The 15,170-nt window shown below is 63.7% G+C and carries 17 protein-coding genes; 14 read left to right on the top strand and 3 right to left on the bottom strand.

The genetic code is table 11. The features are described from left to right. Position 1 precedes the first annotated feature (1 nt). From FQU74_RS04240 to FQU74_RS04215, 6 genes are all read left to right on the top strand, one after another. Positions 2-1,573: an ABC transporter ATP-binding protein gene (locus FQU74_RS04240; RefSeq protein WP_146285176.1), complete on the top strand. Its 1,572-nt coding sequence runs from the start codon at positions 2-4 to the stop codon at positions 1,571-1,573. Then, positions 1,570-2,706: an ABC transporter permease gene (locus FQU74_RS04235; RefSeq protein WP_146285175.1), complete on the top strand. Its 1,137-nt coding sequence runs from the start codon at positions 1,570-1,572 to the stop codon at positions 2,704-2,706. Before FQU74_RS04240 ends, FQU74_RS04235 begins: the two co-directional genes overlap by 4 nt. A gap of 10 nt (positions 2,707-2,716) precedes the next feature. After that, the gene (locus FQU74_RS04230; RefSeq protein WP_146285174.1) at positions 2,717-3,682 is read left to right on the top strand and encodes an ABC transporter permease; all 966 of its coding nucleotides are present in this window, start codon (positions 2,717-2,719) and stop codon (positions 3,680-3,682) included. A gap of 1 nt (position 3,683) precedes the next feature. Beyond that, on the top strand, positions 3,684-4,481 hold the full coding sequence (locus tag FQU74_RS04225) for a purine-nucleoside phosphorylase (RefSeq protein ID WP_146285173.1): 798 nt from the start codon (positions 3,684-3,686) through the stop codon (positions 4,479-4,481). Positions 4,482-4,740: 259 nt separating this feature from the next. Beyond that, the gene (locus tag FQU74_RS04220; RefSeq protein ID WP_146285172.1) at positions 4,741-5,664 is read left to right on the top strand and encodes a sulfite exporter TauE/SafE family protein; all 924 of its coding nucleotides are present in this window, start codon (positions 4,741-4,743) and stop codon (positions 5,662-5,664) included. Then, positions 5,661-6,416 (top strand): TIGR02186 family protein, encoded by a 756-nt coding sequence (locus tag FQU74_RS04215; protein ID WP_146285171.1) that lies wholly within the window; start codon positions 5,661-5,663, stop codon positions 6,414-6,416. Before FQU74_RS04220 ends, FQU74_RS04215 begins: the two co-directional genes overlap by 4 nt. Here the strand turns inward: FQU74_RS04215 and FQU74_RS04210 are convergent. Genes FQU74_RS04210 through FQU74_RS04200 form a run of 3 tightly spaced genes read right to left on the bottom strand, consistent with a single transcriptional unit; the run spans position 6,406 to position 8,665 of the window. Then, a complete protein-coding gene (locus tag FQU74_RS04210) occupies positions 6,406-7,719 on the bottom strand; it encodes an MATE family efflux transporter (RefSeq protein WP_146285170.1) in 1,314 nt (437 codons plus the stop codon). The two genes, FQU74_RS04215 and FQU74_RS04210, sit on opposite strands and share 11 nt — an antisense overlap. Then, positions 7,716-8,225 carry a PaaI family thioesterase gene (locus FQU74_RS04205; protein WP_373288992.1) on the bottom strand — a complete coding sequence of 170 codons (510 nt, stop codon included), beginning with the start codon at positions 8,223-8,225 and terminating at the stop codon, positions 7,716-7,718. Before FQU74_RS04205 ends, FQU74_RS04210 begins: the two co-directional genes overlap by 4 nt. Then, entirely contained in the window at positions 8,222-8,665 is a 444-nt protein-coding gene (locus FQU74_RS04200; protein WP_146285169.1) for a PaaI family thioesterase, read from the bottom strand. The genes FQU74_RS04205 and FQU74_RS04200 overlap by 4 nt, the downstream gene beginning before the upstream one ends. A 177-nt stretch (positions 8,666-8,842) precedes the next feature. Between FQU74_RS04200 and FQU74_RS04195 the strand changes: the two genes are divergently transcribed. From FQU74_RS04195 to FQU74_RS04160, 8 genes are all read left to right on the top strand, one after another. After that, positions 8,843-9,214 (top strand): MerR family transcriptional regulator, encoded by a 372-nt coding sequence (locus tag FQU74_RS04195; RefSeq protein ID WP_146285168.1) that lies wholly within the window; start codon positions 8,843-8,845, stop codon positions 9,212-9,214. 227 nt (positions 9,215-9,441) lie between these two features. Further along, a complete protein-coding gene (locus FQU74_RS04190) occupies positions 9,442-9,861 on the top strand; it encodes a MerR family transcriptional regulator (protein ID WP_146285167.1) in 420 nt (139 codons plus the stop codon). A 46-nt stretch (positions 9,862-9,907) separates the two neighbouring features. Further along, entirely contained in the window at positions 9,908-11,683 is a 1,776-nt protein-coding gene (locus tag FQU74_RS04185) for an acyl-CoA dehydrogenase C-terminal domain-containing protein (RefSeq protein ID WP_146285166.1), read from the top strand. A gap of 57 nt (positions 11,684-11,740) precedes the next feature. Continuing rightward, positions 11,741-11,953, top strand: a complete 213-nt coding sequence (locus FQU74_RS04180) for a hypothetical protein (protein WP_146285165.1) — start codon at positions 11,741-11,743, stop codon at positions 11,951-11,953. A gap of 297 nt (positions 11,954-12,250) precedes the next feature. After that, positions 12,251-12,895, top strand: a complete 645-nt coding sequence (locus FQU74_RS04175) for a glutathione S-transferase family protein (RefSeq protein WP_146285164.1) — start codon at positions 12,251-12,253, stop codon at positions 12,893-12,895. A gap of 100 nt (positions 12,896-12,995) precedes the next feature. Next, positions 12,996-14,207: an acetyl-CoA C-acetyltransferase gene (locus tag FQU74_RS04170; protein ID WP_146285163.1), complete on the top strand. Its 1,212-nt coding sequence runs from the start codon at positions 12,996-12,998 to the stop codon at positions 14,205-14,207. Further along, positions 14,207-14,677 (top strand): cupin domain-containing protein, encoded by a 471-nt coding sequence (locus tag FQU74_RS04165; RefSeq protein ID WP_146285162.1) that lies wholly within the window; start codon positions 14,207-14,209, stop codon positions 14,675-14,677. Before FQU74_RS04170 ends, FQU74_RS04165 begins: the two co-directional genes overlap by 1 nt. Continuing rightward, positions 14,677-15,138, top strand: coding sequence for a cupin domain-containing protein (locus FQU74_RS04160; RefSeq protein WP_146285161.1), 462 nt, complete (start codon positions 14,677-14,679; stop codon positions 15,136-15,138). Before FQU74_RS04165 ends, FQU74_RS04160 begins: the two co-directional genes overlap by 1 nt. Positions 15,139-15,170: the final 32 nt, after the last annotated feature.

The following is a 15,170-nucleotide window of genomic DNA, read 5'->3' as shown; positions in this document are numbered from 1 at the left end:
CATGGCGGGCGCCATTGGTTCGGGGCGGCAGACACCTGCCGCCCCCTTCGCCATCGAGCTGAAGGGCATCTCAAAGGCCTTCGGCCCGGTTCAGGCCAACAAGGACATCTCGATCCAGGTTGCTAAGGGATCGATCCACGGCATCATCGGCGAGAACGGCGCAGGCAAGTCCACGCTGATGTCCATCCTTTACGGGTTCTACAAGGCCGACAGCGGCGAGATCCTGATCAACGGCCGCCCGACCTCCATCCCCGATAGCCAGAGCGCCATCCGCGCCGGCATCGGCATGGTCTTCCAGCATTTCAAGCTGGTGCAGAATTTCACGGTGCTCGAGAACATCATTCTCGGCGCCGAAGATGGCGCGATGCTCGCCCCCTCGCTGTCCAAGGCGCGCCGCGTTCTGGACCAGCTGTCCCGCGAATACGAACTTGACGTCGATCCCGATGCCCTGATCGAGGATCTGAGCGTGGGCCACCAGCAGCGTGTGGAGATCCTGAAGGCGCTCTATCGTCAGGCCGAGATCCTGATCCTGGACGAGCCAACCGGCGTTCTGACCCCGGCCGAGGCAGACCATCTGTTCCGCATCCTGAACGGGCTCAAGGATCAGGGCAAGACCGTGATCCTGATCACCCACAAGCTGCGCGAGATCATGGAGATCACCGACACCGTCAGCGTCATGCGTCGCGGCCAGATGACGGCGACCGTCAAGACCGCCGAGACCAGCCCCGAACAGCTGGCCGAGCTGATGGTGGGCCGCAAGGTGCTGCTACAGGTCGAAAAACAACCCGCCAACCCCGGCCGCACCGTGCTTGAGGTTGAAAACCTGCGTGTCGTCGATGAACACGGGGTCGAGCGGCTGAAGGGCATCAATCTGCACATTCGCGCAGGCGAGATCCTCGGCATCGCCGGGGTCGCCGGCAACGGCCAGTCCGAGCTGCTGGAGGTTCTGGGCGGCATCGATCACGGCACCGGCACCATCCGTATCAACGGCAAGGAGCTGGACCTGACAGGCAAGCATTCCGACGGCCAAAGCCGGCGTGCCGATGGCATCGCCCATGTACCCGAAGACCGGCAGGTGCTTGGCCTGATCATGGATTTCACGGCGTGGGAGAATGTCGCTTTCGGCTACCACCACGCGCCGGAATATCAGAAGAACGCGCTCTTGATGGATAATGCCGCGATCCGCGCCGATTGCGAGGCCAAGATGGCCACCTTTGACGTGCGCCCGCCCATTCCGACGCTGGCCGCCAAGAACTTCTCGGGCGGCAACCAGCAGAAGATCGTCGTCGCGCGCGAGATCGAGCGAAACCCCGACCTGCTGCTTGTGGGTCAGCCCACCCGCGGCGTCGATATCGGCGCGATCGAATTCATCCACAAGCAGATCGTGGCGCTGCGCGACGCCGGAAAGGCCGTGCTGCTCGTATCCGTGGAACTCGATGAAATCATGAGCCTTTCTGACCGCATCGCCGTGATGTTCGACGGCCGCATCATGGGCGAGCGTGATCCCGCCACCACCAATGAACGCGAGCTTGGCTTGCTGATGGCCGGTGTCGCCGAAGGGGGTGCCGCATGAACTCGCTTCCCAAATGGGCCGATGTCGTTCTGGTGCCGCTGATCTCACTGATCCTAGCGGCGCTGGTGTCGGCGCTCGTGCTGCTCGCCATCGGGCAAAGCCCCATGCAGGCGCTGACGGTGATGGTCAAGGGTGCGCTGATGTCACCGCAAGGCTGGGGCTATACGCTCTATTACGCGACCTCTTTCATCTTTACCGGGCTTGCGGTGACGGTGGCCTATCACGCCGGGCTCTTCAATATCGGCGCCGAGGGGCAGGCGCAGCTTGGCGGCCTGGGCGTGGCGCTGTGCTGCCTGATGCTGCCTTGGCCGCACTGGTCGCTGGCGCTGATCGGTGCCATGGTGGCAGCGGCAGTCTTCGGAGCGGCATGGGCCGCAGTTCCGGCCTATCTGCAGGCCAAACGCGGCAGCCACATCGTGATCACCACGATCATGTTCAACTACATCGCCGCAGCGCTGATGATCTGGCTTCTGGTCGATTTCCTGCGGCCGCCGACCAGCATGGACCCGGCCTCTGCCCGGTTTCCGGCCACGGTCTCGCTGCCGCATTTCCACCAGTTGCCCTTCATCAGCGACTTCTTCCTGCGCTACACGCCGGATGGTCAGGTGCGCCTGAACCCGGCAGGTGAGCCGATGTATCAGAAGGTGCCGGCCAACATCAGCTTCTTTCTGGCCATTCTCGCCTGTGTCGGGACATGGGTTCTGCTGTGGCACACGCGGCTTGGGTATATGATCCGCGCCTTCGGGAAATCCGAAAAGGCCGCGCGCTACGCTGGTATCTCGGCTGTCAAGATCACCATCGTGACCATGCTGATCTCGGGTGCGCTGGCGGGTCTGATGGCGATCAACAATGTGATGGGACAGGCAGAACGGCTTCTGCAGAATTCAGCCGAGGGGGCTGGTTTCATCGGAATCGCCGTGGCGCTGATGGGGCGAAACCATCCGGTCGGCGTATTTCTGGCCGCGATCCTTTTCGGCTTTCTCTATCAGGGTGGCGCGGCACTTGGGCTTGAGACGACGATCCCGATCGAACTGCGGATCGTGGTGCAGGGTCTGGTGATCCTTTTCACCGGCGCGCTGGACCAAATGGTGCGCATGATGCTGGGCTTTGCCTTCCGCGCGCGGCGGGCATAAGGGGGCGATGATGGATTACGCAACATTCCTTCAGCTCCTTGACACGACGCTGCGCCTCGCGACGCCGCTGCTGTTTGCCTGCCTTGCCGGTCTCTATTCGGAACGGGCGGGCATCTTCGACATCGGGCTTGAGGGCAAGATGCTGATGGGGGCGATGTGCGCAGGGACGGTTGCCTATCTGACGGGCTCGGTCTGGCTGGGGGCTCTGGCGGCCATTGTAGGCTCTTTGCTCTTCGCGCTGGTGCATGGGCTGGCCTCGATCACCTTCCGGGGCAATCAGCTGATTTCCGGCGTGGCGCTAAATTTCGTAGCCTCGGGCATCACCGTTCTGGTTGCGCTGGCGCTGTTCGGTCAGGGCGGACGCACCCCACCGCTTGAAGGTGGCGCCCGGATGGGTGAGGTCACCCTGCCCTTCGCCGATGCATTGCGGTCCGTTCCGATCATCGGGCCGCTTTATGCCGATGTGATTTCGGGCCATCCGCTGCTCGTTTATGTCGGCATTGCACTGGTCCCGGCAACCTGGTGGCTGCTCTACCGGACACGCTTTGGCCTGCGGCTGCGTGCTGTGGGCGAAAACCCGGCCTCTGTCGATACCGCAGGCGTCTCGGTCGCGCGGCTGCGCTTTGCGGCGGTGCTGATCGCGGGCATTCTTTGCGGTCTGGCGGGCGCCTATATGGCGACCGGGCTGCAGGCGGGCTTCGGGCGCGAGATGACGGCCGGTCGTGGCTATATCGCGCTGGCGGCGCTGATCTTCGCCAAATGGCGGCCATGGCATGCGCTGTGGGCCTGCCTGCTGTTTGGCTTCTTCCAGTCGCTGGCGCTGCGGCCCGACGTGCTGCAATCGGTTGGACTGCGGGTTCCTGTGCCGGTACTCGACGCCCTGCCCTATATCCTGACGGTCATCGTGCTGGCCGGATTGGTTGGCAAGGCCGTGCCGCCGCGCGCTGGTGGCGAACCTTATGTGAAAGAACGCTGATATGGCCATTTCTGACCTCACCTCCCTCGTGCACAGCCGCGCGGGAAGCGACCCGGTAAGCGTCGGGTTGATCCTCGGCTCCGGCCTCGGTCACTTGGCGGGCGCTGTCGATGGCGTGGCGATCCCTTACGCCGAGATGCCGGGGTTTCCGCATGCGGGCGTGTCCGGCCATAACCCGAACCTTGTGATCGGCCAGCTGGAGGGGGTGCGCGTCGCCGTTTTCGGCGCGCGCGAACACTACTACGAGAACGGCAACCCCGCCGCGATGCGCCCGGCGTTGGAGTTGTTGAAATCGCTGGGCGCCACGACGCTGATTGCAACCAATGCCGCAGGCAGCCTGCGCCCGGATATCCCGCCGGGCGATCTGATGCTGATCAGCGATCACATCAACTTCTCGGGCCGCAATCCACTGATTGGCGAGACGACGGACGCCCGCTTCGTGCCCATGGGCGATGCCTATGACCCGACCCTGCGCGCAGCGCTGCAAACGGCGGCCAGGGCAGAAGATGTCACCTTGCCCGAAGGCGTCTACACCTGGTACTCCGGCCCCTCTTTCGAAACCCCGGCAGAGATCCGCGCCATCAAGATCCTCGGCGGCGATGCGGTGGGCATGTCGACCGTGCCCGAAGTGATCCTCGCCCGCTTCCTCGGGCTGCGCGTCGCGGCGATCTCGACCATCACCAACATGGCCCAGGGCATGTCGGACGAAAAGATCAGCCACGAACACACCAAGGCGATGGCCCCGCTGGGTGCGGCCAAGCTGGAGCGCGTCCTACGCCGATTCCTGCGCGATCTCTGATCCCAACGGATGGCGACGGGGGGCTCTCTGCCCCCCGCACCCCCCGAGGATATTTGGGAAAAGAAGAAGCCGCCTATCCCTTTCTCTTTTTCTCAAATATCCTCAGGGGGTGAATGGGCCGACAGGTCCAGAGGGGGCGCGAGCGCCCCCTGCCTTTTCGCAACATCTGCCGCAAAATCGCATCGACAGGTCGGGTTGCGGATTTGACTTTCCGCCGCGATGCGGCAAGCCTGAGACATACTCCAGCGCAGGCGGACCGATGCAGATCTACCTCCCCATCGCCGAGGTTTCTGTGAACGCCTATGCACTTGTCGGCATTGGCGGGATCGTCGGTTTTCTGTCAGGCCTGTTCGGTGTCGGTGGCGGGTTCCTGATCACACCACTTCTGTTCTTCATCGGCGTGCCACCCACTGTAGCGGTGGCAACGGGATCGAACCAGGTTGTCGCATCGTCAATTTCCGGGGTTCTCGCGCAGCTGAAGCGCAAGGCCGTCGACTTCCGGATGGGGTTCGTCCTCTTGGCGGGCGGCTTGATCGGGTCGTCCATTGGCATATGGATCTTCGCGCGGCTCAATGCCTTGGGCAAGATCGATGCCTTCGTCCAGCTTTCCTATGTCCTGTTCCTCGGTACCGTCGGGTTGATCATGCTGCAGGAAAGCCTGCGGGCGATCCTGCGCGCACGACGGACGGGCGCAACACCGGTGCGGCGGGCGCATGTGCATACCTGGGCACATGGCATGCCGCTGAAGATGAAGTTCCGCACCTCGGGCCTCTACATCAGTGTGATCCCGCCAATGGCGATCGGTGCCTTCGTCGGCTTCCTGTCGGCCATCATGGGGGTGGGCGGCGGGTTCATCATGGTGCCCGCGATGATCTATCTGCTGGGCATGCCGACCAAGGTGGTGATTGGAACCTCGCTCTTCCAGATCATCTTCACCACCGCATTCACCACGGTCATGCATGCCGTAACCAGCCAGTCTGTCGACATTCTGCTGGCGCTTCTGCTGATCCTCGGCGGGGTCATCGGGGCGCAGTTTGGTGCCAAGGTCGGGGTCCGGATGCGGGCGGAGTACCTGCGGATTTCGCTTGCCATACTGGTGCTGCTGGTCTGCGGGCGGGTCGCGCTGGATCTGGTGCTGACGCCCGAGGAGTTCTACTCGATCACGCCGGGGCGGTTGCCATGAAGCGCCCCGCCTTGATCGCAACCCTGATCCTTGGCCTGCTGACGCCCTTGATTGCGACGGCAGAGACGATCGTGTCAGGTCTGTCGCAGTCCTCGGTTTCGATCACCACGGACTATGCCGGGACCGAGATCCTTATTTATGGCGCGGTGCGGCGCGAAGCACCGATCCTGAAAGAGCCGCCCCTGCGTGTGATCATCACGGTTGAAGGGCCGGACCTGCCCGTCGTCATCCGCCGCAAGGAACGCACCTTCGGGATCTGGCTGAACGACGCGCGCCTGCGTCCCGGACCGGTGCCCACCTTTTACGCCGTTGCGACCTCGGCCCCGCTCAAGGACGCGCTCGCGCCGGAAGAGGACCTGCGCCTTGGCATCACCCTGCCTCCTGCGATGCGCAGCCCCGATAGTGCTGCGCAACCGTTTCTGGATGCGTTGCTGCGCTTGCGTACGAAGAGCGGGTTCTATGCGCTGAATGAGGGCAGCATCGGTTTCACCGAAGACACACTCTTCAACACGGTCGTCCGCCTGCCTGCGGCCCTGACCGAAGGGAATTACAAGGTCCGCATCTTCCTGACCCGCGAGGGCGAAGTCGTCGACGAGATGCGCCGCACGATCTGGGTGCGCAAGACGGGGCTTGAGCGGTTTCTGCACAATGCCGCCCATGAATACGCGTTGCTCTACGGCTTTGCCGCCCTGCTGATTGCGGGGCTTGCAGGATGGGGCGCTTCGGCGATCTTCGCACGGCTCAGGTGGTAAGCCGCGCCTCGATTGCCGGCCAGCGCCGACCCAGCGTCAGACCGCGCAGCGTGTTCAGAACCATGATCGAGGCCCAGAGGCCGTGGTTTCCCAACGCAGGCAGCAGGATTGCCAGCGACAGCGCATAGAGGCTGACACAGAAGACCATCGCGTTGCGCATCTCACGCGTTGCAGTGGCGCCGATATAGATCCCGTCATAGGTCCAGCTCGCCACACCGATCAGGGGCGCCGCGACCAGCCACCAGAGGTAGATACGCGCCGTCTCGCGCACCTCGGGGGCGGTGGTCATCATGTCAATGATGATCGGCCCTGCCACGGCAAACAGCGCAGAAAGGGCGAAGGCCCCACCCACGGACCACTGGAAGGACAGCCGGATTGACCGACGCAGCGCCGGACGCGAGCCCGCCCCGACCGCCTGCCCCACCAAGGTTTCGGCCGCGAAGGCAAAACCGTCCAGCGCATAGGCGGTGATCTCAAGGAACTGCAGCAAGACCTGATTGGCCGCCAGCGTCACATCCCCCAGACCTGCCCCAAAGAAGAGGAAGGCCGTAAAGCTGCCCTGCAGCAGCACTGAGCGGATCATGATGTCGCTGTTTACGCCCGCCATCCGGCGCAGGGCAACACGGTCAAGAATCCGGGGCAACTCGAGCCTCGCCAGACCGTCGCGGCAGAGCCAGAGGCCAAACGCCAACCCCGTCCATTCGGCGATCAGCGTGGCAATCGCCACACCCGGCACACCCCAACCAAGGCCAAGGACGAACCATAGGTCCAGCGCGATGTTCAGCCCGTTCATCCACAGTTGCAGGACCAGAACGCCGCGGGTCCGCTCCATGGCGATCAACCAACCGGTGACCGCATAAAGCGAGATCGTCGCAGGTGCCCCCCAGATCCGCAGGCCCAGATAGCTGCGGGCAAGCGCCTCGACCTCGGCCGAGGCAGGAGCGACACGGAAGGCGGCCCAGAACAAAAGCCCCTGACACAGGATCAGTCCCAGTCCGGCAGCAAGGCCGATGGTCAGCGCGCGCCACAGCACCGCCGCCCGCTCGGCCCCGTCGCCGCGGCCGTGGGCCTGCGCGGCAAGGCCAGTCGTTCCCATCCGCAGAAAGCCGAAGATCCAGTAGAAGGTGGCCAGCACCACCGCGCCCAGGCCCACCGCGCCGATAGGGGCCGCAGCCCCCATCTGGCCCACGACACCCGTGTCCACTGCCCCAAGCAGCGGAACGGTGGCATTCGACAGAACGATCGGACCGGCGATCCGCAGCACCCTGCGATGGGTGACAGCATCCTCGCCGGCGACGCTCACACCTCGTCCTCGGGCATCAGGAAATGTCCGGTCGCCTGCGCGAACGGGCGGGCGCGGTTATCCTGCCAAGCCTCGACATGCACGCTGGCGTAGCGCCGGCCGGACCGGTTCACCCGCGCCCGCGCATAGGCATCGCGCGGCAGGCCGGGGCGCAGGTAATCCACCGCAAAGTCGATGGTCTTGGGCAGATGCGGATAGGGCATGTCGGCGGCGGTCGGGTCGATCCGGCCGCTCTCCATCTCTTCCCACAGGGTCGCCCAGCTCAACTCGATGATCGAGGCACATTCCAGAAAGGCGGCCGTCGCGCCGCCATGCAGCGCCGGCAGCGCAGGATTGCCGATCAGATCCTCCCGAAAGGGCAGAACCGCCGTCAGCTCGTCGCCCCGGCGATCAAACTCGATCCCCAGAAAACGCAGGTAGGGAATGCCGTCGACCAGCCAGCGCAGCGCCGCATCGCGCCGCCCTTTTACGACCTGAACCGGCTCGGGCTTCATGTGCAAGATCATTGCGCACCTCTCTTGGGCGCGGCGCCCTGGTCGAACGTGAAGGCCCCTGTGGCGGCGGCGACGGGCCGGGTTTCGTCATCATCGGTGGCAAGCACGCGGATGAAGGCAACGGTCCGGGTGACGTGATAGCATTCCGCTTTCGCGCGGATCGCCTGACCCGGCGTTGCGGGGCGCATATAGTCGATCCGCAGATCGATCGTCGCGGTTGCCGCCGGCGCGGCCGGATGGCTCATCACCGCCGCACCGCTTGCCGTATCCATCAATGCCGACACCGCACCGCCATGGATGACCCCCGTGCGCGGATCACCCACAAAACGAGCATCATAGTCCATCGCCAGCGTCGCCCGACCTTCGCCAAATCCTTCGAGCCGCATCCCCAATGCGCGGGCATGCGGCAGCGCCTCGATGAACTGTCGCGCCCGTCTGGCAATATCGTCCATGACTATCCCCCTGTTCGCCGTCATCAGACACGCGCGCGCAGGCTTGTTCAAGCCCCTGCCCTGCACACCACGTGGCAGATGACCGGGCGCGACGCAGCGACGCGGCGGAAGATCTCCAAGGCGATTGCACTGCGCGGCGTTCCCCCGTTAGTCTGCTTCGACAGGAGGACCAAGCGCATGACCGAACCCCGCCTCAGCTTCAAGGAAATGTGCGCCCGTTTCGACGTGACGCCGCGGACCCTGCGCTATTACGAGTACATCGAACTTCTGGCCCCCGAGAAAGAGGGCCGCGCCCGCTTTTACGGCCCGCGTGAGATTGCGCGCATGACGCTGATCCTGCGCGGCCGCCGCTTCGGCTTTTCGCTGGAGGAAATCCGGCAATGGCTGCTCATCTACCAGCAGAAGGGCACCAAGCCGCAGCTTGAGGCATGGATCGCCATGGCCGACCGCCAGCTTGAGGCGCTTGCCGCCCAGAAGGCCGAGCTGGAAATGACTATCGATGACCTGCGCGCCCTGCGCGAGACCGCCTCTGGCGAGTTGAACAGCTGAGACACCGACAGGATTCGCGACCGTGAACGGGGCCAGAGCCGGCCCCGAATACCGGATTTCGTGACTGACGCAGGATCATAATCTTTCGTTTCCCTTGCGTCATCTTTCCCGACATTACGTCAAGCCGAAACTGACGTTACGTTCCGTTTACGTCAACGTCATCCACTCTGGTAAGACAGGGTACGACCTCACATCTGTGACGCAGAGTAAACTGCGAGAGACGACCCATGAGCAAAAACCAAGTGTCAGATCTGACAGACGTCATGACCATCCGCGAGATGTGTGACGCCCACGAGGTCACCCCCCGCACGCTGCGGTTCTACGAACAGAAAGAGCTTCTGTTCCCGATCCGTCAGGGTACGCGGCGCCTGTTCACCCGCCGCGACCGTGCGCGGCTGAAGCTTATCCTGCGCGGCAAGCGTTTCGGCTTTTCGCTCGAGGACATCCGGCAACTGCTGGACATGTACGACCACAACCCCGTCCAGCAGGCGGTGCAGCTTGAGCGGACCTATGAGCTTGCCAATGAGCGGCTGAAGGTCATGGAGCAGCAGCGCGACGAGTTGAACGAGGCGATTGACGAGCTCAAGGCACAGCTTGCCTGGGGTGAGGACATGTTGAAATCGCTGCGCAAATCCGGCGCGGCCTGAAGAAACGATGGCGGCCTCCGCCAAAGCCCATCAGAGGGAGTGACTGATGACCACCTACACCGCACCTGTGAAAGACATGCAGTTCCTGTTGCAGGAGGTGCTGCAGGTTTCCGAGGCCGGCGTGCCCGGCTACGAGGATCTGGATCCGGCCTTCACCTCGGCGGTACTGGAAGAGGCGGGCAAGCTCGCCTCCGAGGTTCTGGCTCCCCTCAATGCCGTGGGCGACCACGAGGGCTGCGTGTTGGAAAACGGTGTTGTGCGCACCCCCACGGGCTTCAAGGCCGCCTTTGAGAAGGTCAAGGAAGGCGGCTGGACCGCGCTGGACTGTGACCCGGAATACGGCGGTCAGGGCCTGCCCTACATCATGGGTACGGCCGTGGGCGAGATTCTCGTCTCGGCCAACATGGCCTTCAACATGTATCAGGGCCTGACCCACGGCGCCTATTCGGCCATCCATGCCCATGGCACGGCCGAGCAGAAGGCGACCTATCTGCCCAAGATGGTGTCCTGCGACTGGACCGGGACCATGAACCTGACCGAGCCGCATTGCGGGACCGACCTTGGCCTTTTGCGCACCAAGGCTGAACCGCAAGCGGATGGCAGCTATCTGATCACCGGGCAAAAGATCTTCATCTCGGCCGGCGATCACGACATGGCGGAAAACGTCATCCATCTGGTGCTGGCGAAGGCTCCGGGTGGCGGTGAGGGCACCAAGGGCATCAGCCTCTTCATCGTGCCGAAATTCCTTGTGAACGAAGATGGCAGCCTTGGCGCGCGCAATCCCGTCTCGGTCGGCAAGATCGAAGAGAAGATGGGCATCCACGGCAACTCGACCTGCGTGCTGAACTATGACGGGGCGAAAGGCTGGCTGCTTGGGGATCTGCACAAGGGCATGCGCGCCATGTTCACCATGATGAACGAGGCCCGTCTCGGTGTGGGCCTTCAAGGCTATGCAGTGGCCGAGGCCGCCTACCAGAACGCGGTGGCCTATGCCAAGGACCGCCTTCAGGGCCGTGACGTGACCGGCGTCAAGAATCCGAACGGCCCGGCCGACCCGCTGATCGTGCATCCCGATATCCGGCGCAACCTGATGGACCAGAAAAGCTTCGTCGAAGGCGCCCGCGCGCTGACCTTCTGGGGCGCCACCCTGATTGACCGCCACCACCGCCAGAACGACACGGCCGCCGACGGGCTGATCGGCCTGCTGACCCCGGTCATCAAGGGCTTCCAGACCGACAAGGGCTTCGAGATGGCGGTTCAGGCCCAGCAGGTTTACGGCGGCCACGGCTATATCGAGGAATGGGGCATGTCGCAGTTCGTCCGCGATGCCCGGATTGCCATGATCTATGAAGGCGCAAATGGTGTGCAGGCGCTCGACCTTGTGGGCCGCAAGCTGGCACAGGATGGCGGCAAGCATGTGATGGCCTTCTTCGAGATGGTCAAGGCCGAGTGCAAGGCCCATGACGGCGACGAGCGGATGAAGCCCTTTGCCGAGGCGCTGAAAGTTGCCTCTAAACAGCTGCAGCAGGCCGGCATGTTCTTTATGCAGAACGGCATGAAGAACCCCAATGCGGCGCTCTCGGGCTCGTATGATTTCATGCACCTGATGGGCCACGTCTGCCTCGGCCTGATGTGGACGCGCATGGCAAAGGCGGCCTACACCGCGCTGGACGCAGGCGCCGCCGATACGGCGTTCTATGAAACCAAGATCGCTACCGGGCGCTATTACATGGCACGCCAGTTGCCTGCCTGCGCGATGCATCTTGCCCGGATCGAAAGCGGCACCGATCCGGTGATGGCGCTGCCCGCGGAGGCGTTCTAATCTCTGGCAAGCGGGGGCGCGCCGATCCGCGCGCCCCTTGTCCAGCCAGAGATTCCCATGCCCCGACGCTTTCGACTGACCCGCCGATTTCCCGTGGCCATGACAGAAGACGGATACCGCCGCCTTCGTGCCTTTGCCCGCGAGGCCGGGCTGGATGAGGGGGAGGCACTCTCTTTCGTGTTCGAGAACTGGTCGAGCGTGATCGACCATGAAACACTCACCCATCGGCTGCGCCTCTTCAACGCCGAACTGGACTCGCGCAAGCGCTGACTCTCCGGCGGCAACATCGGCGGCCACTTGGGACGCCTGCGGCGGGCGGGTATTTGCCACCAAGAGGAAACAGGCGGTCCACCCCGCCCCGCTCCACGCCTTGGCTATGCGATATGTCGGGACGGGGCTTCCCCTTGGGCGGTCATCGGCTCCCCAGCCTGTACCGCCCTGCAAGACTGGACCTGAAATCTTAAGAAATTCCTGTTTGCCATTCCTCTTGGCGCAAATACCCTCCGGGGGTCCGGGGGTGGAAAACCCCCGGCGCGCGACGCAACAGCCACGCAGAGGGATTTGCCCATGACGATGACGCTTTATTGCTTTGGGGAAAGCGGCAACGCCTACAAGGTGGCGCTGATGCTTTCGGTGGCCAGTCAGGATTGGCAACCACGCTACGTCGATTTCTTCAACGGCGAAGCGCGGGGCGAGGCCTTCCGCAAGCTGAACCCCATGGGCGAGGTGCCGGTGCTGGTAGACGGGGACGAGGTCCTGACCCAGTCGGGCAATATCCTCTACCATCTCGTGGGCAAGACCGAACGCTTCGGTGGCAGCACGCCAACCGCGCAGAAAGAGGTTTGGCGATGGGTGCTTTGGGACAACCACAAGCTCTCCGGGCAGGCCGGCACTTGCCGCTTCCTGATGAACTTCCTGCCCGCTGAGAAGCGCCCCGAAGGCGTGATCCCGTTCCTTCAAGGACGTCTCAAGGCGGCCTACACGGTTCTGAACGATCATCTCGCCACCCGCGACTGGGTTGCCTACGATGAACCGACCGTCGCGGATTTCTCTTGCTGCGGCTATCTTTACTACCCTGAACCTTTCGGCTTTGTCCGCGCCGACTGGCCGCATATCGACCGTTGGCTCGACCGGGTCGCGGCGCTGCCCGGCTGGAAACACCCCTATGACCTGATGCCGGGAAGCCCCGCCGACCGCACAGGCGGCAAGTGACGCAACGTGACTGTCACGTCAACCTTTCTGCGACGTGACGGCATTCATACATCGCGGACATGCCGCTGCTAGGCTTTCAGCGACTCGACGGGAGGATACCATGACCGAAGCTTTCATCTACGACGCGATCCGCAGCCCGCGCGGCAAGGGTCGCCCCGACGGCGCCCTGCATGAGGTGACCTCGGTCAACCTCTCGGCGCAGATTCTGAACGCAATCCAGACCCGCAACGGGCTTGAGGGCCACGCGGTCGAGGATGTCATCTGGGGCAACGTGACCCAGGTGGGCGAACAGGGCGGATGCCTTGCCCGCAGCGCGGTGCTGGCCTCGAACCTCGACCAGTCGATCCCTGGCCTTGCGATCAACCGTTTCTGCGCAAGCGGGATGGAGGCAGTGAATATCGCCGCGAACCAGGTGAAGGGCGGCGCGGGCGCGGCCTATATCGCCGGGGGCGTAGAGATGATGAGCCGCGTCGCCATGGGCTCGGACGGGGCGGCCATCGCGGTCGATCCGGCACTTGCGATGAAGACCTATTTCGTTCCGCAGGGCATCTCGGCCGATATCATCGCCACCGAATATGGCTTCACGCGGGAACAGGCCGACGCGCTGGCCGTGGAATCGCAGCGCAGGGCTGCGGCGGCATGGGCCGACAAGCGGTTCGCACGCTCGATCATCCCGGTCACCGACCGCAACGGGCTGACCATTCTCGACCACGACGAATACATGCGCCCCGGAACCACGGTCGAGGCGCTCGGTGCACTCAAGGCCAGTTTCAAGGACATGGGCGAGGCGATGCCCGGCTTCGACAAGATCGCGCTGATGAAGTACCCCCATCTTGAGCGGATCGAGCACATCCACCACGCCGGTAATTCGTCCGGGATCGTTGATGGTTCGGCCGCCGTGTTGATCGGAAACGCTGACTTCGGCAAGGCCTACGGACTGAAGCCGCGTGCACGCATCCGCGCCACGGCCAAGATCGGGACCGACCCCACGATCATGCTGACCGGCCCGGTGCCTGTCACCGAAAAGATTCTTAAAGACAGCGGCATGTCGATCAAGGACATCGACCTGTTCGAGGTGAATGAGGCCTTCGCCTCGGTCGTTCTACGCTTCATGCAGGCTTTCGACGTGGACCCCGCCAAGGTCAACCCGAACGGCGGCTCGATTGCGATGGGCCATCCGCTGGGCGCAACAGGCGCGATCATCATCGGCACGCTTCTGGACGAGTTGGAGCGGACCGGAAAATCCACCGGCCTTGCCACGCTGTGTATCGCCAGCGGAATGGGTGCGGCCACGATCATCGAGAGGGTGTGATGCCGAAACTCGATCTTGCGCAGGTGCCGCAAAAGACCGGCTCGATTTACCCCGAGCCCTATGCCTCGATGATGAAGGGCCGATCCAGCCTTCGCCTGGGTCAGGCCGGGGGGCTGACGCAGTTCGGCGTCAATCTGGTGACGCTGGAGCCCGGCGCCCTGTCCAGCCTGCGCCACTGGCACCTGAACGAGGATGAGTTCGTCATGGTGCTGACCGGCGAATGCGTGCTGGTCGAGGATGAGGGCGAGACAGTGATGCGCGCGGGCGATTGCGCGGCCTTTCCGGCCAACACGCCGAACGGGCATCACTTCATCAACCGTTCGGGCAGTGTCGCGCAGTTTCTTGTGGTGGGCACCAAGGCCCCACGCGAGGTTGCGACCTATTCTGACATTGACCTGAAGGTTGAAATCGACGGCACGACCGCCCGCTTCACCTACAAGGACGGCGCCGACTGGACGGGCCCGCGCTGATGCCCAAGCTGAGCCCGCCCCCCTTCGAGACCGAGACCGACACGGTTCACCCGGTTCTGGGGGGTGGCCTCGGCCCCTATCGCTATCAACTGCTGTCCGACCCCGGCGGTCTGACGCAGTTCGGCGCGTTTATCGAGGAACTGCCGCCCGGCTCGACCTCGGGCCGCCGCCACTGGCACGAGACCGAGGACGAGATGGTGCTGATCCTCTCGGGCGAGGTTGTGCTGGTAGAAGATGAGGAAGCCATCCTGCGGGCAGGCGACGCAGCCTGCTGGCCGGCGGGACTTGCCATCGGCCACAGGCTCGACAACCGCTCGGACGCGCCGGCGCGCTATCTGGTCATCGGCACGCGCCATGCGCGCGATGTCATCCATTACACCGACCACGACCTGGTCACCCACAAGGACGGCCCGTCCCGGCGCTATCTGCACCGCGATGGCACGCCCTGGGCTTCAACCTGATCAAAGTACCCCGCAGGGGTGTGGGCGCGCAA

The sequence above is a fragment of the Gemmobacter aquaticus genome, from assembly GCF_007859075.1.
Taxonomy (GTDB): domain Bacteria; phylum Pseudomonadota; class Alphaproteobacteria; order Rhodobacterales; family Rhodobacteraceae; genus Gemmobacter; species Gemmobacter aquaticus.
Note: the sequence above shows the minus strand (reverse complement) of the source record. Positions and strands in the feature narration are given on the sequence as shown.